Genomic DNA, 21,408 nt, shown 5'->3' with positions numbered 1-21,408 from the left:
TCCGGCACCCGTCGGCAGGGGCGCGCTTTTGGCCAGAAAAATGTCTTTGTGATGCCCGATTATGAGAATTGTCCACTTTATCTACGACTTTTGAGAATCTCTTTTTCAACCATTGTTAACGTTGCCAAGGGCAATTGGTTGTCAGTCTCAGCACTTCCTCCAAAGGTTGGATATTAGCAATGATGAAGAACTTTAAAATCTCGACGAGGCTGTTTTTTCTCGTCGGTCTTGCCCTCGCGGTGTTCACCGCCGCAGCAGTCTACAAGCTCTATGAATCCCACAATTCGATGGTCACGGAGCGCAAGGCCAAGCTCAAGGCGATGAACGAAACTGTGGTCACCATGTTTGAGTACTACAAGGGTTTGGAGGACTCCGGGCAACTGAGCACCGAAGAAGCCCAGAACCAGGCACTCGCCGCAGTCAGGCCCATGCGCTACGAGGGCAATGGCTACTTCTGGGTCAATGACATGGACAACATCATGCTCATGCATCCTTTCAGCGCAACGCTTGAAAAACAGGATCTCAAGGGTATCGAAGACGCCAACGGCAAGCTGTTCTTCCAGGAGTTCATCGACACGGTGGAAAAAAGCGGCCAGGGATTTGTCGACTACTACTGGAACAAGCCGGGCGAGGAGGAGCCAACCCTCAAGTACTCGCATGTGCAGGGCTATGCGCCGTGGAACTGGGTTGTCGGCACCGGCGTCTATGGCGACGACCTGGCGGCCCTGTTCCGCCAGAATGCCACGACAACCGCAGTCACACTCGGACTCGGCGCCCTGGCGATTCTGCTGTTCGCCTATGCGACGGTCCGCAGCGTGGTCAATCCGATCCGCAGCCTGAACGCCACCATGCAGGCGATTGCCCGCGAGGATGTCAGCAGCGAAGTGCCCGAGGCCGACCGCAAGGACGAGGTCGGCGAGATGGCCTCCTCGGTTCTGGTTCTGCGTGACTCTGTGCGTGAACGCGCCCAGATGCGGGTTCGTGAAGCCGAGCAGCAGCAGCAGCTCGACGCCGAACGCGAGGATGGTATCCGCCGCCAGGAAAACATCAGCCAGTCGCAGTCCGATGTCATGACCAAGCTCGGCGGCGCGCTCGAAAAACTGGCCGCCGGCGACCTGACCGTCCAGATCGACAACATTGCGCCGGAATACGCAAAGCTTCGGGACGACTTCAACCGCGCAGTAAACGCGCTCGGCGACGTCATCACCGCCATCGCCCAGTCGACCGATGTGGTCAACGCCAGCGCTGACGGCATTTCGGAAGCCGCCAACAACCTGTCGCAGCGTACCGAACAGCAGGCCGCCTCGCTCGAGGAAACGGCTGCCGCTCTCGACGAAATCACCTCGACCGTGCGCGGCTCGTCCGAACGTGCGGCGGAAGCCAACCGCATGGTCGGCGAGACCCGCCAGAGCACCGACAAGTCCGGCAAGATCGTTACCGAGGCGATCACCGCCATGACCCGGATCAAGGATGAATCCGACCGCATCGGCAAGATCATCGGCGTGATCGACGAGATCGCCTTCCAGACCAACCTGCTGGCGCTTAACGCCGGCGTCGAAGCTGCCCGGGCAGGCGAGGCAGGCCGCGGTTTTGCGGTTGTCGCCCAGGAAGTCCGCGAACTGGCGCAGCGGTCGGCAACGGCAGCCCAGGAGATCAAGCAACTGATCTCGAGCTCGGCCAACGAGGTTCAGAACGGCGTGTCGCTTGTTCAGTCGACCGGCGAGGCACTTTCGGAAATCGAGAAGTTCGTCACCCAGGTCAACGAACAGGTCAACTCGATCGCCACCGCCGCCCGCGAACAGGCCAACGCGCTTGCCGAGGTCAATACCGCGGTCAACCAGATGGACCAGATGACCCAGCAGAACGCGGCAATGGTCGAGGAGACAAGTGCTGCCAGCATGACGCTGACCCAGGAGAGCGCCCAGCTCAACTCGATGTTGCGCAATTTCCGTCTGCCGCAGTCGGGCGGCGGGCAGCAACGCCGGGCACGCGCTGCCTGATACGGATCACCGGTTCACCGGTTTGACACCAGCAAGACCGGCGCCTGCAGTTGATTGCAGGCGCCGGTTTTATGTTTCTAGCCCCGTCCGAACCACATGCGCCGGAGCGTGGCGTCACGCTTGATGAAGTGATGAAACAAGGCTGCACCGGCATGCAGAACGAACAGCCCGAGCAGTATCTTGGCGCCTATGCCGTGCGGCAGGCGGGGGGCGAAGGTGTTGAAGTCGGGGAGCGCGCCTGGCGCCCCGCCGAAGATGATGTCGCCTGCGCCCGACAGGACAAACAGACCGATACCGCTTGCAGCCATGGCCAGAATGACAACGTAGAGCAGGCCGTGGACCAGCTTCGCGGTCTTCTCCTGCCATGCCGGGTCGCCTCCCAGCGGTGCGGGGCGGCTGTCGAAGCGCCACCACCAGACCAGTCGTCCGAGCGTGAGCAGCAGAACGGCAATCCCCATCGGCGCATGGGCGCTGAGGATGCGTGCCTTTGTGGCCGGATCGGCGCTTTCCTCGGCCAGTGTGCCTGAAACCAGCAGCCCGATGATCAGCAGCGCGGTTATCCAGTGGATGCTGACCGCGACGGAGCCATAGGTGTTGGGAGTGCTTTTCGTGGTCATTGGAGTGTTCCTTCAGTCGGCTGCGAGGTGGTATTGCTGATTGACTTGTCTGACGATGCGGAGGACAGGCGCTTGTTTCTTTGGCGGGAGACTGTCATTGGCATTGCGGGACATGCCCTTGCCAATGGGTTGGTGGATGCTGCGTCTCCGGATTGGGCGGTCGACCTCCAGGGTTTGCAAAGGCTGGTTCCGCCTTGTCGGCTTCGCCACGCCATGATAGTAATTTACATGGAAATATTTACATGGCAACTAAAAAACCGCTGGATCGTCCTCGCTCGCTTGGCCAGGTCTTGAGTTTCGCCACCGGGGCAACGGTGTCGATGTGCCAGGACATGCTGGCCGAGCACGACCTGACGCTGGCGCAATGGGTGATCCTCTCCGCCCTCTGGCGCCAGGATGGCATGCTGATCAGCGAGATTGCCGACTATAGCGGCAACAACGCGCCGGCGGCATCACGCATCATCGACAGGATGGAGGAGGGCGGCCTGGTGAAGCGGGTGCCGTCGCCGGATGACAAGCGCGTGGTGCGGGTCCACGTCACCGAGCGCGGCGACGGCCTGTCACATCTCAGCGATTTCCACGAGCGGGTGAATGCCCGGCTGCTCAAGGGCATTGATGATCGCGATGCGGATCTGCTGTTTGATCTGCTCAGCCGTGTTGACGCCAATGCCCGGTCGCAAGATTGATCGAGGGCGGGAACGCTTTCTTCAGCAACGCGTTCTCACCGGAACGGCTTGACCGGCCTGCTGAATGATAGACCATCCGGCATGACATCACTGCCGAGCCCATCCAGCCCAGGGAATTTGCCCAATGCGCCGTTATGCCTGTCCCAACTGTTCCAACGAGGTGCACTTCCGCAACACCGAATGTGTCAATTGCCATTCACGTCTTGGCTATGTCCCCGAGTGGGACCGGATGTTCTACGCCATGTCCGATGATGCCCGGTGGCACGACGGCGCGACCGCCTACAAGGCCTGTGCCAACCGGCCCGAAATTGCCTGCAACTGGCTGATTGAAGAAACGCAGACCGAAGACCATTGCCTGAGCTGCAGGCACACGCTGGTCATTCCGGATCTGTCCGCACCCGGCAACCGCGATCATTGGGCCGCACTTGAGGAAGCCAAGCGCCGGTTGTTCTACTCGATCGAAAAGTTTCAGCTTGGTGTCGGTAACCTCGTCAGTCAGCCTGAGACCGCCCTGCGCTTCGAGTTCAAGGCCGACACGCTCACCGCCGACGGCAAGACCAGACGGGTGCTGACCGGCCACGAGCACGGTCTGATTACCATCAATGTCGCAGAAGCCGATGATCCCACCCGGGAAAAGTACCGCAAGGCCATGGGCGAACCCTACCGCACCCTGATTGGTCATTTTCGCCACGAAGTCGGGCACTATTACTGGGATGACCTCGTGTTCAATTCACCCAGGCTCGAAGCCTATCGCGCCATTTTTGGTGACGAGCGCCAGGATTACGGCGAGGCGCTGAAGCGGCACTACGATCAGGGCGCGCCGGCCGGCTGGGACGCGACCCATGTCAGCTCCTATGCGTGCGCCCACTCATGGGAAGATTTTGCCGAGACCTGGGCGCATTACTTTCACATCGTCGACGGGCTGGAAACCGCGGGCTGGTACGGGCTTGACGGGCACACACCGGATGCCGGGCTCAACCGGACGCCGGGCGGCTGGTCGGATGCCGGCCCCTACGGCGCCCAGGAGTTCCGGCCCCTGATGGACGCATGGGTGCCGCTGACGGTGGCGATGAACGCGATGAACCGCTCGATCGGCCTGGGGGATTTCTACCCCTTCGTGCTCTCGGACACCATTTTCGCCAAGCTCGAGTTCATTCACGACCTGATCCACGACCGCGGCTGACGTCCTTCCGGCACGCGCGGCCCCCGTGTAGCAGGTATCCAATCTGTAGCGGGTACCAAGTCGTTGCAGCCAAGCAGCCAGGCTGGAAACGGACGACAATGCCTATTCTGCCGCAATGGTCTCGCTCTTGGGGCATTTGATCGGCATCCGCACGCTGACAATGGTGCCCACGCCCTCGACCGACCGGACCTTCATTGCGCCGCCATGCATTTCGGCGAGACTCCGCGAGATCGCCAGCCCCAGACCCGAGCCGCCGTTGGATTTGGAGAACTGGTTCTGCACCTGCTCGAAAGGCTGGCCGATGCGGCTGAGCAGCGCCTTCGGGATGCCGATGCCGGTATCCTCGATGGTCACGGTGACCGCACAGGAGGTCTTGCGCGCCCTGACCATGATCCGCCCGCCGGGTTCGGTGAACTTGACGGCGTTGGACAGCAGGTTGAGCAGGATCTGCTTCATGGCCCGCCGGTCGGCCATCAGTGACAGGTGCTTGGAAATCTTTTGCTCGACCTCGATTCCCTTGTTCTCGGCCTGGATGGCGACCAGCCGCAGCGCTTCATCAAGCAGCGGCGCAAGATCCACATCCTCGCAATCGAGATGCATCTGACCGGCTTCGATCTTGGCCATGTCGAGAATGTCGTTGATCACCGTCAGCAGGTGGATGCCGGAATTGTGGATGTCGTCGGCATATTCCGCATATTTGTCAGAGCCCAGCGGTCCGAACATGCGCGCCTGCAGCACTTCGGAAAAGCCGATGATTGCATTGAGCGGTGTTCTCAGCTCATGGCTCATATTGGCGAGGAATTCGGACTTGGCCTTGCTGGCTGCTTCCGCGCGCTCGGTTTCGATCTGGTAGTCGCGGTTGAGTTCCGAGAGTTCTTCCGCCTTGCGCTTGAGCTCGGCCTGGGAGGAGGTGAGGTCGCCGATGGTCGCCATCAGCCGTTTTTCGCTGTCGCGCAGCCGCTCCTGGTTGCGCTTGAGCGGCGTGATGTCTGTGCCGACCGAAACCTGGCCGCCGTCGCGTGTCTGCCGTTCGTTGATCTGCAGCCAGCGGCCATCTGCAAGTTGAACCTCGTAGGTCTGCGCCAGCCCCTTGGAGCAGGGGACAGCCAGGCGCCGCTCCACGACCGGGCGGGTCGCTGCTGCCTCGACAACGGAGCGCGGCGTTCCGGGTGAAAGACTGTCCGCCGGCAGTCCGTGGATCTCCTGATAGTGCTTGTTCCACAGCACCAGCCGGTCGTCGCGGTCCCACAGCACGAAGGCTTCCGATGTGCTCTCGATCGCGTCGAACAGCCGTTGGTCGGCCTCCACCGTGCGTTGTTGCAGCCGGTGTTGTTCGGTGACATCCATGGCGATGCCGATAAGGTGGGTCTGCGTCGAGGTCGGATCGACAACTTGGGCCCGGGCCCGCATCCACAGATAGTGACCGTCTGCATGGCGCATGCGGAACAGGTGGTCGACCTGCCGGATGTCGCCGCTCGCCACCATCTGCGCAATCTCGTAGAGGTCGCCGTCGTCCGGATGGATCAGATGCGAGGCCTCCCGGAAGGAAATGACGCTGTCGCGGGGAGGCAGGCCGAGGATCTCATACATCGACCGCGACCAGTAGACCCGGCCCCTGGCCATGTCCCAGTCCCACAAGCCGCAGCGTCCGCGTGACAGGGCCATGTCGACCCGCCGGTGGCTTTCCAGATAGATGTCGTCGGCCTCCTGCGCCCGTCCGGCCTGGCTGAAATAGGCGTAGAGAATGACCAGAAGGATCGACGAGGTGGCGATGAACAGGGTCACATTGACCGAGACCGACTGCCGCCATGCGCCGTTCATGTCGGAAATCGGCGTGACCGAAAGGATCGCGCCCGCGCCGTCGGGCAGACGCGACATTGCCGCCAGCACCTGTTCCCCGTTCAGTGCGGTTTCCTGCACGCCTGCGCGTTCGCCGAAAAGCCTCAGCGGCGAGGAGTCGGGCAGCAATGCCTCGACCTGCTTGCCCAGCAGGTGATACCCGCCGGCTGTGACCGCAAAAACGCGCTCGTTGCCATCGAGAACCAGCAGATAGCGGCCGGCCGTATCGGGCATTGCGCTGATGACCCGGTTGAGGCGCGCTTCGGTTTCCCAGCGAAGGCTCTCCCGCACAGGTTCCAGATCGGCCGACAGCGTCGCGTGCGCGGCCGCAAGCGACAGCGCCGTCACCTGCTCGGCGGCATTGCGCAGACGGTCGTGATTGTCGCTTATGTTGATGTAACGGGCCGCAGCGACAACCACGAGAAAAGCCACGATCAAGATCGGGATCAGGTGCTTGAGAAAAGGCTCGGCACCGATCAGCCGCTCATAGGCGGGCTGCGCAAAAAGCTTGGCGTGCCCCGACATTCCCGCTCCCGCCGCGGGCTTTGCGCCGGCCTGGCGGGCATAGTCCGCCCCTTCGGCCGCAGGTACGTGCTGCGCATCCGTCATAAGTATTGTAAATCCCCGTTAGGATCCGGACTTCCGCATCTCCGAATCTGGCCTATATGAATCAAAGGTGATTCGGCTTGTCCAGTGCTAAAAGTAATCTTTTATTAACAAATTGAATTTGTTGAGTTTTTGCAAGATTCGAGTCGGCGCAGATTGGTGCCGGGCAGGGGGCTCTGCCGGCGTTCGGGCAAATCACTTGTGATCATGAGTTGATTTAGCACACGCTCCATCGCGGCTTGGCGGCGATGGAGCGTATGGCTGTGATGACGGGCGCCTCGAGAGGTCAGGCCGCCAGCATGCGATCGACGATGTCACCGACATCCGGTGACAATTCGCCAGCCTCGCGGATCGAGACCAGGGCCTGGCGTGCCAGTTCCTGCCGGCCCGCTTCGAGCGAGCGCCAGGACCGCATGGCCGTCAACAGCCGTGCCGCAAGTTGCGGATTGCGTTTGTCGATGTCGACCACCTCGGCTGCAAGCAAGCGGTAGCCGGCGCCGTCGGCCGCATTGAATCCGGTCGGATTGCCGGCGGAGAATGCGCCGATCAGGGCCCGCATGCGGTTCGGGTTGCTGCGGTCGAAATCATCGCTCTCGAGCAGTTCCTCGACCCGTTCGCGGGTCGGTGCGCCGGGGGTCATGGCCTGGATCGAATACCACTTGTCGAGAACCAGCGGGTCATCGGCAAAGCGTGTCTTGAAGCCCGCCAGCGCTTCCTCGGCTTCACTGGAACCGGGGAACTGGTGCACCAGAACCTGGAGCGCCTGCGACATCACCGTCATGTTGTCGCTGGAATCATAGGCTGTCTTGGCGCGCGCCGGCTGCCCTTCGGCAAGCGATGCATAGGCCAGCGCGACGCCCGCAAGGGCGCGCTGTCCGGCGTCCGCCGCATCGGGGCTGTAGGCACCTTTCGGTGCGCTGTCGGCAAGCCGCGCAAACACGTCCAGCCCGGCATTGGCAACTTCCGAAAGAACGGCTTCGCGCGCCGTGTGGATCGCCTCCGGATCGATGTTGGAGCCGATCTCCCGGGCAATATCGCTTTCCGCCGGCAAGGCGAGGGCCTGGGCGCGGAAGGCGGGCTCCAGACTGTCGTCTGCGCCGGTGGCAACGAGAATGTCGGCAAGTTCCCTGGCTGGGGGCAGGGTGCGCCCGTCCCGTGCTAGCTTGGAAACGGCCACGAGATGCCGCATGGCCTGCTCGTTGAGCGCCTGCCAGCGCGAAACCCCGTCACCGTCATGCCGGGCGATATGGGCCAGATCGGCGCTGCTTTGTTCCATGGCAATGTTGACCGGCGCCGAGAAGCCGCGGTTGATCGACAGCACCGGACGTCCGGGAACGTTGCTGAAGGTGAATGTCTGCTTGCGCTTGGTCAGGTGCATCACGCCGTTTTCGGCGTCGTCCGTGTCGGGCCGGCCATCGAATTCGGTGCCGTCGGGCAAGATCAGGCCATAGGCCAGCGGAATGTGCATCAGAGCCTTCCGCGACTGCCCCGGCGTGGGTGCCAGCGTCTGCTCGAGCGTGACCTTGAAGGTCTTTGAGGCTTCGTTCCAATCGGTCGATACCGAGACCGAAGGCGTGCCGGCCTGGCTGTACCAGAGCGCGAACTGCTTGAGATCGCGGCCGCTTGCCTCGGCAAAGCAGGCCAGGAAGTCCTCGATCGTCGCGGCATCGCCATCATGCCGTTCGAAATACAGGTCCATGCCCTTGCGGAAATCCTCGGCGCCCAGGATGGTGCGGATCATGCGCACCACCTCTGAGCCTTTTTCATACACGGTCGCCGTGTAGAAATTGTTGATTTCCTTGTAGGATTCAGGACGAACCGGATGCGCGAGCGGGCCGGCGTCCTCGGGGAACTGGTGCGCTTTCAGCAGCCGGATCTCGGCAATGCGCTTGACCGATGCCGAGCGCTGGTCGGCGGAAAACGCATGGTCGCGATAAACCGTCAGGCCTTCCTTCAGGCACAGCTGGAACCAGTCGCGGCAGGTGATGCGGTTGCCGGTCCAGTTGTGGAAGTATTCATGCGCGATGATGGCTTCGATATTGGCGTAATCGGCGTCGGTGGCTGTTTCCGGGTCGGCCAGGACATACTTGTCGTTGAAGACATTGAGCCCCTTGTTCTCCATGGCGCCCATGTTGAAATCGGAAACCGCGACGATCTGGAAGATGTCGAGATCATATTCGCGTCCGAACATCTCCTCGTCCCACTTCATCGAACGCTTGAGCGCATCCATCGCGTAGCCGGCGCGGCCTTCCTTGCCGTGCTCGACATAGATCTTCAATGCCACCTCTTTCCCGCTCATGGTGGTGAAGCTGTCTTCGACCAGGCCGAGATCGCCGCCTACCAATGCGAAAAGATAGGAAGGTTTGGGGTGTGGATCGAACCAGGCGGCGAAATGCCGGCCTTCGTCGTAATTGCCGCCGCCGAGGAAATTGCCGTTCGACAGGAGATGCTTGGCATCTTCCTTGCCGGCGATGATGGTCACCGTGTAGACCGCAAGCACATCCGGGCGGTCATAGAAATAGGTGATGCGACGGAAGCCCTCCGCCTCGCACTGGGTGCAGTAGACGCCGTTGGTCCGGTAAAGTCCCATCAGCTTGGTGTTGGTGGCGGGTGACAAAGTGGTGTTGACGGTCACCTCGAACGGGCCGCTCTCGGGCAGGCCACGAATGGTCAGGCTGTCGGGTGTGGCATCATAGAGCGACGGGTCGTGATCGTTGCCGTCGATCTGAAGGCTGTCGAGCGTCAGTTCGTCTCCGTCAAACACCAGAGGCGCGTCCGCTGCGACGCCTTCGCGGCGATGCAGGATCACCCGGGAGACGACTGTCGTCTCCTTCGGATCAAGCTCGAAGGTCAGATCGATTCGTTCAACCACGAAGTCGGTCGGCTTGTAGTCCTTGAGCTTGTAGACTTGTCCCGTTTCAGTCCGCATATGCTTTATGCCCCGCAGTTTCCCATTATGGGACGGGACGCTATCACAGCGGATCCTGACATCGGGTTAAGATAATCCCGCATCAATCCACTGGAGATCTGGCAGTGAATCGTAATGAAAAAATAAATAATTTGCGTTTGCCGGGTCCCGGTTCGACAGAAAATCCGAGCCTGGCCGTCAGCAATCGTTTCATCTGATCTTCAAGGTGAAAGCATGGTTTTGCCGATACATTGCCGCGGCCCTTTGACAGGCCGGCGGGAGGCTTGATTTGCTCATTTGCGGCCCCTGCGCCGGATATGGAGCTGTGCGGCCGGTCTGCCGAGCGCCGAGCGGCGATCTTATCGGGTTTGTGGTGGCGCTCTCGACATTCCGGCCCGTGGAGCTAATTATAGTCGAGACTCGCGACCGCGATCTTGAAAACCAATCCAGCACCGGGAACAGCCATGAACATCGCGACACCTAAATTCGGCGTGGGCGCATCGGCCTTGCGCAAGGAAGACCGAAAGCTGATCACCGGCGAGGGAGCCTTTACCGATGACGTCCGGGCCGAGGGCGAGTTGCGCGCCTATGTGCTGCGGTCGGCCTATGCGTCCGCCCGGTTCCGGATTAACGATCTTGACGCGGCGCGCGCGGCGGACGGGGTCCATCTGGTGCTCACGGCCGGCGATGTCGGCCATCTCGGGCCGGTTCCAAACCAGGCGACGGTGGCGCAGCCCGACGGGACGCGTCACGCCCAGAAACACATACCGCTGCTGTGCGACGGGGAAGTCCGCCATGTCGGTGACGCGGTGGCCTTCATCGTCGCCGACAGTCTCGCCCAAGCACAGGAAGCCTCCGAACTCATCGATATCGACTGGGAGCTGGGCGAGGCCCAGGCCGGCCTCGCCACGGCGCTTGACGATGGCGCGCCGCTGGTCTGGCCGGATCTTGGCACAAACCAGGCGTATCTCTACCGTACCGGTGATGCTGCCAGCACCGATCAGGCCTTTGCCGACGCCGATCATGTCACCACCATCGATTTTCTCAACAACCGGCTTGTGTCGAACTACATGGAAACCCGGGCGTGCCTTGCCGAATGGGACGATGCCGCCAGGAAGTTCACCCTGACGCTCGGCTCGCAGGGGGTTCATGGCATCCGCAAGACAATTGCCAAGGATATCTTTGGCATGGAACTCGAGGATTTTCGCGTCATCACCCGTGATGTGGGCGGTGGCTTCGGCACCAAGGTGTTCACCTACCGCGAGTACCCGCTGGCTCTGGAAGCCGCGCGTCAGCTCAACCGTCCGGTCAAATGGGTCTCCGACCGCACCGAGCATTTCCTCACCGACGCCCATGGCCGCGACAACAAGGTCACCGCCTCTCTGGCGCTCGACAAGCAGGGCCGGGTGCTGGGACTGAGGATTGACGTGCTTGCCAACATGGGCGCCTATCTGAGCCAGTTCGGACCGTTCATTCCGGTGTTCGGCGCCTCGATGGCAACCGGCGTTTATGACATCCAGAATCTCGATTTCAAGCTGCGCGGCGTCTACACCCACACCACGCCGGTGGACGCCTATCGTGGCGCGGGCCGGCCGGAGGCAGCCTTCCTGATCGAGCGGCTGATGGATGCGGCGGCGCGCGAAATCGGCATGCCGGTCGCAGAGCTGCGCCGCCGCAACTTCATCCGTCCCGAGCAGTTTCCCTACCGGACCCCGGGTGGCCGGACCTATGATGTGGGCGAGTTTGACGGTCACATGACCCGCGCTCTCGAAAAGGCCGGCGCGGCAGAATTCCCTCAGCGCGTCGAGGAGGCCAAGTCCCGGGGCAGACTGCGCGGCCTGGGCACCGCTGTCTACATCGAGGCCTGCGCCTTTGCAGGCTCTGAACCCGCGAGGCTGACGCTCGACGCCGACGGCGGCATCACGCTCTATATCGGCACCCAGACCAACGGCCAGGGGCATGCGACCGCCTACAGCCAGTTTGTCGCCGATCAGATCGGCATCGATTTCGACAGGATCACGGTTCGCCAGGGCGATACCGCCGAATTGGCCAAGGGTGGCGGCACCGGCGGCTCGCGCTCGATCCCGCTCGGCGGCGTCTCGGTTTCCGCCGCCTCGAAAGTTCTGGCCGAAAAGATGAAGAAGCTGGCCGCCGATGAACTCGAGGCCGCCGCAGCCGATATCGAACTGGTCGATGGCGCGGCCCGCATCGTCGGCACCGACCGGGTGATCAGCTACGCCGACATGGCGAAGGCTGCCAAGACGGATGATGACCGCACCGGGATTGCCGATGTCGTTCAGGACGAGGCCACCTATCCCAACGGTACCCATGTCTGTGAAATCGAGATCGATCCGGAGACCGGCAAGGTCGAGATTGTCCGCTACACCATCGTTGACGACTTCGGCATGACCGTGAACCCGGTGCTGCTGCTCGGTCAGATTCACGGCGGGGTGGTCCAGGGCGTCGCGCAGTGTCTGAGCGAGGGGGTCGTCTATTCCGAGGATGGCCAGCTGTTGACAGCCAGCCTGATGGACTACGCCGTGCCGCGCGCCGACAACATGCCGTTCTTCGATTTCGAGACACGCAACGTTCCCTCCACCACCAATGCCATGGGCATCAAGGGGGCCGGAGAGGCGGGTACGATCGGCGCCTGTCCGGCGGCCATGAATGCCCTTGTCGATGCGCTTGACCGGGCCCGCGGCGTCCGCCACATCGAGATGCCGGCCACGCCGCAAAGGGTCTGGGAAGCCTTGAACGGCTAAGGCGGTGGTCCGCAAGGGCGGCTGTCATGCATTCGCGCCACGCAGCGGCCCATCAGCTTTTTTGATCGGACGCTGACCGCCGTCCGGGTTATGTTTGCCTCTGCACGTCGTTCTGGCGCGCGGATAAAAGCCTATTTGTAAATGCGCCAGGGAAAGCACGCCAGGTGACCGAACAGCCGACACCCACGCCACCGCAAGCGGCCCCGGCGCAGCCGCCCGCCGGACAGTCGGGATCGCCGATGATCGGAATTCTGCTCAAGGTTGCCTCGGTTTCGGTGTTTGTCACCATGTCGACCCTGATCAAGGCCTCGGGGGAGGGCATGCCCGCCGGCCAGATCGTCTTCTTCCGCTCGGCTTTCGCCATTGTTCCGATTCTTGTGTTTCTGACAGTGCGCGGTCAACTCGACACGGCCTGGCGCACGGCGAGTCCTTTGTCGCATTTCCGCCGTGGCCTGGTTGGCGTCACCGCCATGGGGCTGGGGTTTTATGGCATCATGCGGCTGCCGCTGCCCGACGCGATTGCCATCGGCTATGCCATGCCGTTGCTGACCGTGGTCTTTGCTGCCGTCTTTCTGGGCGAGACCGTCCGCATTTTCCGCTGGTCGGCGGTGGCCGTGGGTCTGGGAGGGGTTCTGATCATCAGCTGGCCGAGGCTCAGCCTGTTCGGCGACGGTTTCGGCTCCAGCGAGGCGCTCGGTGTCATGGCGGTGCTTGCCTCGGCCACCCTCGGCGCCACCGCGATGATCCTGGTCCGGAAACTGATCCTGACCGAAAAGACCCCGACAATCGTTCTCTATTTCTCGCTCACCGCCACGGTTCTCTCGCTCGCCACGCTGCCGTTCGGCTGGATCATGCCGGATTGGCAGACGCTCGGACTGATGGCGATGGCCGGGTTTTGCGGCGGTCTGGGCCAGATCCTGCTGACCCAGAGCTATCGCCATGCCGATGTGTCGACGATCGCGCCGTTCGAATACACCTCGATCGTGCTCGGCATCCTCATCGGCTATTTCATCTTCGGCGATGTTCCGACCTGGACCATGCTTACCGGAACCGCCATCGTCGTTGGTGCAGGGATCTTCGTCATCCTGCGCGAGCATGCGCTCGGCCTCGAGCGCAAGGCCCAGCGCAAGCTGGTCACCCCACAGGGCTGATATCCCCGGCAGTCAAGACTGCTCCAGCCGCTTGTCTCATGTCTTTCAGGAAACCGTGGTCTCGACGTCTTCCTCGGCGCTCTGCTCGCCCCAGGTCGGGTCCGACCGCGGGTCAAGCTCGGCCGATTGAGGCGTCAGGTCGGGCATGGCCGCCATCGGCAGGAAGTCCGAGCGCATCTCCTCTGTCGGCTGCTCGCGGCGGCTGATGCGCCAAGCGGCATGTCCCGAATAGGCTGCAAAGCAGATAGCGATTACCGCGAACAGGGCGTGCGGCCCGAACGCGTCCATCGCCACACCCGTGACCACCGGCCCCACCATGGTCGCCACGCCATAGGTGATCATCAGGCCGCTCGACACCTCGACGAATTCGTCGGGCTGGGCATGGTCATTTGCATGGGCGACGTTGAGTGAATAGATCGGAAACAGCACGGTGCCCAGGAACAGCATGCTCGCAAAGAAGATGATCCTGTTGTCGACGCCGAAGCCGATTGTCAGTGCGCAGGCGGCAATTCCGATGAGGCCGGCGACGATCATCACCCGGCGGCGGTCCATGCGGTCCGAAGCGCGGCCCAGCGGATACTGGAAGATCGCTCCGCCGATCATGGCGATGGCGAGCATGGATGCGCCCTCGATGGTCGAAAGACCGAGCTGCGTCGCATAAACAGGCCCGAGGCCGCCCCAGGCACTGGCGATCAGGCCGGCAAGCAGGGTGCCGATCACCGCGGCCGGCGAGCGCCGGTAGAGCGCGGGAACGTCGAATTTGACCTGTGTGAGTGGCGCGGGCGATTGCGCGCTCGACAGCGCGGTCGGCATCACCGCCATCGAGCAGATCAGCGTGCAGACCATGAACAGGCCTGCGCCGAGCGGATCACCGAAGGGCACGATGTACTGCCCGATCATCACCGCCGACATGCTTACAACCATGTAGACCGAAAACAGCGCACCGCGGTTTTCGTTGCTGACCTTTTCGTTGAGCCAGCTTTCGATGATCATGTAGGCGCCGGCGATGGAGAAACCGGCCATAGCCCGGGTCAGCACCCAGATGGCCGGATGCACCAGCAGCGAATGCAACAGGTAGGACATCGCCATGATCGTCGTCAGGGCGCCGAACACCCGCACGTGACCGACCCTGAGAACCAGTCTGGGGGTGATGATGCAGCTCACAGTGAAGGCGATGGCATAGCCGGTTGCAATCAGCGAAATGGTGAAGGTCGACCAGCCTTCGGCAACCGCCCTGACCGGAATCAGGTAGCCCGACAGGCCCATGGCGGTGAGAAGGAAAAACGTCGAAAGCAGCAATGACGCCACTGACCGGACGGACTGGATCATGGCGGCTCTCCCTGCCAACGGAGCGCGGCCTGCCCAGGGTCCGGTTCAACGGATCATGCAGACCTGATTGCAATTGCGATTCTGAAAATCAGAGTGACATGTCCGCTTGCGACGCCAAGGCCCGATTGCGACGTTATTGAAATATTTCCGCCACGCCACGCCGTTGGGGCAGGATCTCAACCCTTTCCGAGTTCTTCCAGCCGGGCCTGCAGCGACAGGAAATCCGCCCAGGCGAGCCGCTTTTGCGACGGGTTGCGCAGCAGGTAGGCCGGATGCAGGGTCGGCAGCGCAGGGATCAGTTTCTCCCCGATCTTGCAATCCATCCAGTTGCCGCGGACCGACAGGATGCCCTTGTCGGTGTCGAGCAGGGACTTGTTGGCGATGTTGCCGAGCATCACCAGCACCTTCGGCTGCGCCAGAGCGATATGGCGTTCGATGAACGGCCGGCAGAGCTCGATCTCATGGGCGGCGGGGGTGCGGTTGCCGGGCGGCCGCCAGGGGATCATGTTGGTGATGTAGGCGGTGTCGCGGCTCAGTCCGATCGCCGCCAGCATGCGGTCGAGCAATTGCCCCGCGCGGCCGACAAACGGCGTCCCCTGAAGATCTTCCTCGCGGCCCGGCGCTTCGCCGATAAACATCACGTCCGCTTCCGGATTGCCGTCGGCGAACACCAGCGTCTTGGCGCTGTGGCGCAGATTGCATCCGGTAAAGCCGTCGAGCGCCGCGCGCAGTTCGGCAATCGTGCCGGCACCCGCGGCCAGTGTCCGGGCGTCCTCGAACGCGGCTTCGCCGGGGATCGTCAGCTGCGACGCCTGCCGCGCCGGTGCGACCGCGGGCGGCGGAGTTCGGCGGCTGTCGCCAGGACCGGTCGCCGCAGGAGTGCCGGGAGCGGTCTTCTGAGTGTTTGAAACTGCCGGGCCTGCAGCTGCCTGCGGGCGGTTACGCGCCTGAAGGATCTTTTCCGACTGCTCGAACCGGTCGATGACCAGGTCCTCGCACAGTTCACTGACACCGCTTTCGGCGTAGAAGTGCAAAAGCGCCGCCAGTTCAGCCGTGTTCATTTCAGGTGCCGTGCTTGCCATGGCCCGTTTCTATCTGATGCGCGATGCAGTGGAAAGGGGTGAGCGGGCGGGTACACAGAGCGCCGGCCGTGCTGCTGATCACTTGAATATTCTATTAATCCATGGAATATTAGAACGATGAAGACAAACTCAGCAGTCAGAATACTCTCGGTTCTTGCCCATGAAGGACGTCTGTCGGTGTTGCAGGCTCTGGTGCGGTCCGGTGACGAGGGCGCATCGGTCGGCACATTGGCGGCAGCGGTCGGGCAAAACGTCAAGACCGTTTCCGCACAACTGCAATTGATGGCCGATGCCGAACTTGTGCGTCCCCGCCGCGAGGGAAAGCAGATTTTCTACTGCGCACAGTACCACGTGCTCGGCGCCCTGTTCGGTTTCATCATGCACGATTGTTGTGCCGGGCATGAGGACCTGCGTCGCACTGTCCGGCAGGCCTGCGCATGCTGACCCCGGACCACGAAACCGCATGCTGCCATGCCAGGGCGGTTGATGCGATCAACAGGTCTTGTCATTGCCTGCCGCTGGACGCCCGGCAACGCCGCGCCCATGTGGCACAAGGCAGCCGGGGTGAGGGGCTGGAAGGTCTTCTGACGGACCGGGCAGGCCTGTATGCCGGCACTGCCGTGTTCCTTTCCCTCGCGCACTATCGGCAGATGGTGAAGCTGGTCGGCGCCATAGCCGAAAGCACCGCATCGGCGTCCTACCAGGCAGCCATTTCTGCCCGGGACCCTGGCATCGATCTTTCCTGCCAGCGTGAAAGCAGCGGCCTGCTTATGGGGTTTGACTTTCACATCTCGCCGGAAGGTCCGCGGCTGATCGAGATCAACACCAATGCTGGCGCGGCTTTTCTCGCCAAACAGTTTGCCGATCTGGGGGCGGGCTGCCTGTCCGATGCTGAGGAGCGGCCTGACTTCACCGAGGTGCGGCTGGACCGTTTGCTGGAAATGATGTTCATCAGCGAGTGGAGTAAGCTCAGGCCGGGTGAGCGGCTTCGCACACTCGCCATTGTCGATGATGATCCGACAGGCCAGTATCTCTATCCTGACATGCTGCTGGCGGCAGAACTCCTCAGCACGCGCGGAATTCACACTATCATCGCAGATCCATCGGCCCTGACATATCGGGAGGGCAAGCTGTGCCATGGCGATGTTGTCATCGACATGGTCTACAACCGCCTGACCGATTTCAAACTCGCAGAGCCGGAAAACCGGGTGCTGCGTCAGGCTTATGTTGAAAACGCCGCGGTGGTCTCGCCATCGCCGCGTCACCATGCGCTTTACGCCGACAAGCGCAATCTCGCGCTGCTGGGTGGCGGCAATCTGGCTGCGGGTGCTGTCAGTGCGGATCTCCGTGCGATGATTCCACTCACCCGGGCGGTCGCTGCCATGGATCCCGAAGCCGGTTGGAAAGCCCGCAAATCTATGTTTTTCAAGCCGTCGGGCGGTTATGGCAGCCGGGCCGCCTATCGCGGCGACAAGCTGACACGGCAGGTCTGGCAACGCATCCTTGAGGGTGATTATGTTGCCCAGACAACGATACCGCCTGCTAGCCGCGGCCTTTTGCTTGAGGGCATGCCGGCAGAGCTCAAGTTTGATCTGCGGCTTTATGCCTATGCCGGTGAGCCGCTGTTTCCGGTCGCGCGGATGTATTCGGGTCAGACCACGAACTTCCGCACCCCGGGCGGCGGTCTGGCGCCGGTGGTTCTCGTCTGAGGCGTATCTTCGATGCATGCACAAACGCCCGGGATGTGTGAAACATCCCGGGCGTTTGTGTTCGTTCGCTCAGATGACAGCGAAATCAGGCGTTTTCTTCGCCTGCGCCGTCTTCATCGTCGAGGTAGTCCGGATCGTTGGCGGCAGCTTCCGCAGCTTCCGCGGCAGCTTCCTCGTCAACGCCGTAGATCGCGTCAGCCGACGACAGGTCTTCGCCCTTGAGCTGGCGCTCGGCTTCGTCAGCCGAACGGGCGACGTTGAAGGTGACTGTCACGTTGACTTCTGCATGCAGGGCAAGCGGCACGGTGTGCAGACCGATGGTCTTGACCGGGTTGTTCATGTCGACCTGGCTGCGACCGATGGAGAAGCCGTTGTCGGCCAGAACCTGGATCACGTCGCGGGCAGCAACCGAACCGTAGAGCTGACCGGTTTCGCCGGCGGAACGAACCACCACGAAGGTCTTGCCGTCGAGCTTCTCGGCGATCTGCTCGGCTTCCGACTTGCGCTCGAGGTTACGGGCTTCAAGCACCGAACGCTCGGCTTCGAAACGGGCCTTGTTGGCGGCATTGGCGCGCAGCGCCTTGCCCTGGGGCAGCAGGAAGTTGCGGGCGTAGCCGTCGCGAACCTTTACGGTTTCGCCCATCTGGCCGAGCTTGGTGATGCGTTCAAGAAGGATGACGTCCATTGTAGTGTCCTTTCGGGGAGTTGTCAGGGTTTTGAGTTGGGACCGGAGCCGGTCGCCGTGAGAGTGCGGGCCGTGTCGAACAGCCCGAGGAACAGGAAAAATGCGAGCGGCACCGTGAAGATGATCGTCGCGAGATAGGCCGCCCACAGCAGCAGCCCGCGCGCCGGCTTGCCGCGGGTGCGGTGATGGGCGATGGCGAAACCGGCGATGATGAAGCCAGCTCCGAAAGCGCCGCAGATGGTCCAGCCGATCAGGCCGATGCCGCCATCGACGAAGCTCATTGCGCCGCCCGCTGCAAGGGCAATAGCACCGGTGCGCGGCATTCTCAGCTGTGAAGGGATGTCATCCTTGGGGCGTTTCGACCGGCCCGACATGCGTACGATGGCCGAGGCGACGTACCAGCCTGCAAGCAGGATCGTGACCCACATCGCAGCCTGGATCGCTGGCAGCGCATAGAGGAAGAACTGCTTCATTTCGGCAATGCCCTCGGGGCTTGGCGAATAGGCAGCGTTGCTTTCCTGGATGGTGGCAACAAAGATCTCGACCAGCTGGCCGACGAATTCGGTGCCGTAGCCCATGGCCACGCCGACGGCGATGAGGCCGATGCACACGCAAAGGGCAATGCGCACGAAGATTTCGGGCAGCGGATACCAGATGACGGCGCCTTCAGGCCCGCCGATTTCCTCGGCTGGACGCGCCAGGTTCGAAAGATGCGCGATCCATGCAGCGGGCGCCAGCGTGGTAACGGCGGAGACGAGCGCGGCTTGCGGCGTGGTGGCAATGCCGATCACCGCCATAGCGCTCAAAACCGCGACGATCGAAGCGAGATTGGACCAGCCGAGGCCGGCGATCAGCACCGGCAGCGCTGCCGCGGCAAACAGAATGAAGGAGAGGCTGGAAGGCGAGCCGGCGCTGACAAGCAGAAACGCGGCGGAAATGCCGGCGAGCAGGCCCACGAGGAGCGATGTGCTTTGCTGTGTCATCTTTCGCTGTCCTGCTTCAAGCAGTTAGAGGCATGCTGCCCCAACCCGGGATTTGGCGGCCCAGACCCCGCGCCCGTCGCGGGATGGGAAATGGATCCGGCGCTAAAACGCCGGATCCGCTGTCATACTACTTCAGCACGTAAGGCAGAAGGCCGAGGAAACGCGCGCGCTTGATCGCCTTGGCGAGTTCGCGCTGCTTCTTCTGGCTCACAGCCGTGATGCGCGAAGGAACGATCTTGCCGCGCTCGGAAATGTAGCGCTGCAGCAGGCGAACGTCCTTGTAATCGATCTTCGGCGCATTCGCACCCGAGAACGGGCAGGTCTTGCGGCGGCGATGGAACGGACGGCGCGTCGGGATCTGATTGATATCAACCATGTTCTAAACTCCTATTCGCGGTCTTCGCGCGGACGGCGCGGGCCACGGTCGCCACGATCACCGCGGTCGCCACGATCACCGCGATCACGATCGCCGCCACGCGGACGGTCGTCACGGTCGCGCTTCTGAAGCATGGCCGACGGGCCTTCTTCATGGGCTTCAACCGAGACGGTCATGAAGCGAAGAATGTCTTCGTTGAAGCGCATCTGGCGCTCCATTTCCTTCACGGCAGGTGCCGGAGCATCAATGTCCATCAGCGCGTAATGCGCCTTGCGGTTCTTGTTGATGCGGTAGGTGAGGGACTTCAGGCCCCAGTGCTCAATGCGCCCGACTTTGCCGCCATTAGCTTCGATCACGCCCTTGTACTGTTCTACGAGGGCTTCGACCTGCTGGCTGGAGACATCCTGCCGGGCAAGGAATACATGTTCATAAAGAGCCATGATTGACTTGCCTTTCTTGCTTTAACATCACCCGGATCCGGCGCTAAGCCCCAGCGACTTGTCCTGGCGGCGTTAAGCCGGGCAAGAAAGACGTAGGTCGAGACGGTCGTGAGCGGAGACACGGGAGGCCGGAGCGCTGTTGCCCCTAGGATCCTTTCGGATCGCACCCTCCGTTCAGCCACCAGCCAGATGACCGGGTGTTCGAACAGCCGCGCTTATACGCGGTTTTCGCTGCATTGCAAGGTCAAAACCAGATGCCGTTGAAGGGTTACGGGCGGCGAGAAGTTTCGCCGGACACCCCGCAGGCCAATCCGGTCCCGCGCAGCCCACCTTCCAGACGGCTTCCCCGCCCGACTTGTGACAGCTCCTCATTAACGGTTTTGCGCCTGGCCGAGGGGCAGCGGGTCCGCCGGCGATCAATAAATCATGGAAAGTTATAAATTAGAAAAATTGTAACTATCTATTTAACCCGGGCTTAGATCGCGGCTGCTAGATCTTGCACATCAAAACTTGCAGCCGCTATGGCCGGCCTGAGGAAAGGTTATGCAATGATCAAGACAATCCGCTCCACCCTTTTTGCGTGCGCCGCCCTGCTTGCCGCCGGCGCCCTGCCGGCCGCAGCTGGAAACGTTATCCTCACCATCGAGGGCGACATCGCCGGCGGCGCGCCGGTTGACATGACCCTCGAGGACATCGAGGCGCTGGGAGCGGCGACCATCGTCACGAAAACACCGTGGCATGAGAACGCGGTCACTTTCGAAGGGGTCCCCCTGTCGGCGCTGCTTGAGAAGGCTGGGGCAACAGGAACCATTCTCTCGGTTCTCGCGCTCAACAATTACCGCTCGGAAATGCCGGTTTCCGACATCTCCGAGCACGGCGTCATTCTCGCCTACAAGCAGGATGGCGCTTACATGCCGGTGAGCGACAAGGGACCGCTGTTCATCGTCTACCCGTTTGACGCTGATCCCGCTCTCAAAGACGAGGTCTACTACGCCCGTTCTGCCTGGCAGGTGCGGTCCATCACGGTCGAAGACTGATAGATCCGTCGGGAG

At 62.0% G+C, this 21,408-nt stretch carries 17 protein-coding genes; 8 read left to right on the top strand and 9 right to left on the bottom strand.

From position 1 onward, the window contains the following. The first annotated feature begins 182 nt into the window (after positions 1 to 182). Positions 183 to 2,000, top strand: coding sequence for a methyl-accepting chemotaxis protein (locus SPHINGO391_RS13510; protein ID WP_152011557.1), 1,818 nt, complete (start codon positions 183 to 185; stop codon positions 1,998 to 2,000). A gap of 77 nt (positions 2,001 to 2,077) precedes the next feature. On the opposite strand, the gene SPHINGO391_RS13505 is transcribed toward SPHINGO391_RS13510, so the two are convergent. Beyond that, a complete protein-coding gene (locus tag SPHINGO391_RS13505; protein ID WP_152009313.1) occupies positions 2,078 to 2,617 on the bottom strand; it encodes a cytochrome b in 540 nt (179 codons plus the stop codon). A gap of 242 nt (positions 2,618 to 2,859) precedes the next feature. Here SPHINGO391_RS13505 and SPHINGO391_RS13500 point away from each other — a divergent pair, with 242 nt between their 5' ends. After that, the gene (locus tag SPHINGO391_RS13500; protein WP_152009312.1) at positions 2,860 to 3,303 is read left to right on the top strand and encodes a MarR family transcriptional regulator; all 444 of its coding nucleotides are present in this window, start codon (positions 2,860 to 2,862) and stop codon (positions 3,301 to 3,303) included. A gap of 124 nt (positions 3,304 to 3,427) precedes the next feature. Continuing rightward, positions 3,428 to 4,486, top strand: coding sequence for a putative zinc-binding metallopeptidase (locus SPHINGO391_RS13495; RefSeq protein WP_152009311.1), 1,059 nt, complete (start codon positions 3,428 to 3,430; stop codon positions 4,484 to 4,486). A 102-nt stretch (positions 4,487 to 4,588) separates the two neighbouring features. Here SPHINGO391_RS13495 and SPHINGO391_RS13490 read toward each other — a convergent pair whose 3' ends face one another. Then, positions 4,589 to 6,934 (bottom strand): ATP-binding protein, encoded by a 2,346-nt coding sequence (locus SPHINGO391_RS13490; RefSeq protein WP_152009310.1) that lies wholly within the window; start codon positions 6,932 to 6,934, stop codon positions 4,589 to 4,591. 283 nt (positions 6,935 to 7,217) lie between these two features. Then, on the bottom strand, positions 7,218 to 9,860 hold the full coding sequence (gene pepN, locus SPHINGO391_RS13485) for an aminopeptidase N (protein ID WP_152009309.1): 2,643 nt from the start codon (positions 9,858 to 9,860) through the stop codon (positions 7,218 to 7,220). Between the two features lie 443 nt (positions 9,861 to 10,303). On the opposite strand from pepN, the gene SPHINGO391_RS13480 reads away from it, so the two are divergent. Together SPHINGO391_RS13480 and SPHINGO391_RS13475 are read left to right on the top strand one after the other, a co-directional pair. After that, positions 10,304 to 12,601 carry a xanthine dehydrogenase family protein molybdopterin-binding subunit gene (locus SPHINGO391_RS13480; protein ID WP_152009308.1) on the top strand — a complete coding sequence of 766 codons (2,298 nt, stop codon included), beginning with the start codon at positions 10,304 to 10,306 and terminating at the stop codon, positions 12,599 to 12,601. Between the two features lie 239 nt (positions 12,602 to 12,840). Then, positions 12,841 to 13,752, top strand: coding sequence for a DMT family transporter (locus SPHINGO391_RS13475; protein WP_152009307.1), 912 nt, complete (start codon positions 12,841 to 12,843; stop codon positions 13,750 to 13,752). Between the two features lie 45 nt (positions 13,753 to 13,797). On the opposite strand, the gene SPHINGO391_RS13470 is transcribed toward SPHINGO391_RS13475, so the two are convergent. Then, positions 13,798 to 15,081, bottom strand: a complete 1,284-nt coding sequence (locus SPHINGO391_RS13470; RefSeq protein ID WP_152009306.1) for an MFS transporter — start codon at positions 15,079 to 15,081, stop codon at positions 13,798 to 13,800. A 176-nt stretch (positions 15,082 to 15,257) separates the two neighbouring features. Next, positions 15,258 to 16,163, bottom strand: coding sequence for a uracil-DNA glycosylase (locus tag SPHINGO391_RS13465; RefSeq protein WP_152009305.1), 906 nt, complete (start codon positions 16,161 to 16,163; stop codon positions 15,258 to 15,260). Between the two features lie 117 nt (positions 16,164 to 16,280). Between SPHINGO391_RS13465 and SPHINGO391_RS13460 the strand changes: the two genes are divergently transcribed. Both SPHINGO391_RS13460 and SPHINGO391_RS13455 read left to right on the top strand, forming a co-directional pair. After that, a complete protein-coding gene (locus SPHINGO391_RS13460) occupies positions 16,281 to 16,607 on the top strand; it encodes a metalloregulator ArsR/SmtB family transcription factor (RefSeq protein ID WP_152009304.1) in 327 nt (108 codons plus the stop codon). Continuing rightward, entirely contained in the window at positions 16,601 to 17,872 is a 1,272-nt protein-coding gene (locus tag SPHINGO391_RS13455; protein WP_152009303.1) for a hypothetical protein, read from the top strand. Before SPHINGO391_RS13460 ends, SPHINGO391_RS13455 begins: the two co-directional genes overlap by 7 nt. A gap of 85 nt (positions 17,873 to 17,957) precedes the next feature. Here the strand turns inward: SPHINGO391_RS13455 and rplI are convergent, their stop codons facing one another. The 4 genes from rplI to rpsF all read right to left on the bottom strand — a co-directional run bounded on the left by rplI (position 17,958) and on the right by rpsF (position 20,356). Then, entirely contained in the window at positions 17,958 to 18,557 is a 600-nt protein-coding gene (gene rplI, locus SPHINGO391_RS13450) for a 50S ribosomal protein L9 (RefSeq protein WP_152009302.1), read from the bottom strand. Positions 18,558 to 18,580: 23 nt separating this feature from the next. Continuing rightward, positions 18,581 to 19,540, bottom strand: coding sequence for a DUF2232 domain-containing protein (locus tag SPHINGO391_RS13445; protein ID WP_152009301.1), 960 nt, complete (start codon positions 19,538 to 19,540; stop codon positions 18,581 to 18,583). Positions 19,541 to 19,667: 127 nt separating this feature from the next. After that, positions 19,668 to 19,916 (bottom strand): 30S ribosomal protein S18, encoded by a 249-nt coding sequence (rpsR, locus tag SPHINGO391_RS13440; protein ID WP_007196805.1) that lies wholly within the window; start codon positions 19,914 to 19,916, stop codon positions 19,668 to 19,670. A gap of 11 nt (positions 19,917 to 19,927) precedes the next feature. After that, positions 19,928 to 20,356: a 30S ribosomal protein S6 gene (gene rpsF / locus SPHINGO391_RS13435; protein ID WP_152009300.1), complete on the bottom strand. Its 429-nt coding sequence runs from the start codon at positions 20,354 to 20,356 to the stop codon at positions 19,928 to 19,930. A gap of 548 nt (positions 20,357 to 20,904) precedes the next feature. Between rpsF and SPHINGO391_RS13430 the strand changes: the two genes are divergently transcribed. Continuing rightward, a complete protein-coding gene (locus SPHINGO391_RS13430; protein WP_152009299.1) occupies positions 20,905 to 21,393 on the top strand; it encodes a molybdopterin-dependent oxidoreductase in 489 nt (162 codons plus the stop codon). The last annotated feature ends 15 nt before the right edge of the window (positions 21,394 to 21,408 follow it).

Origin of the sequence: Hoeflea sp. EC-HK425 (assembly GCF_902498795.1) — a bacterium.
GTDB classification, from domain to species: domain Bacteria; phylum Pseudomonadota; class Alphaproteobacteria; order Rhizobiales; family Rhizobiaceae; genus Hoeflea; species Hoeflea alexandrii.
This window is presented reverse-complemented; position numbering and strand designations above follow the sequence as displayed.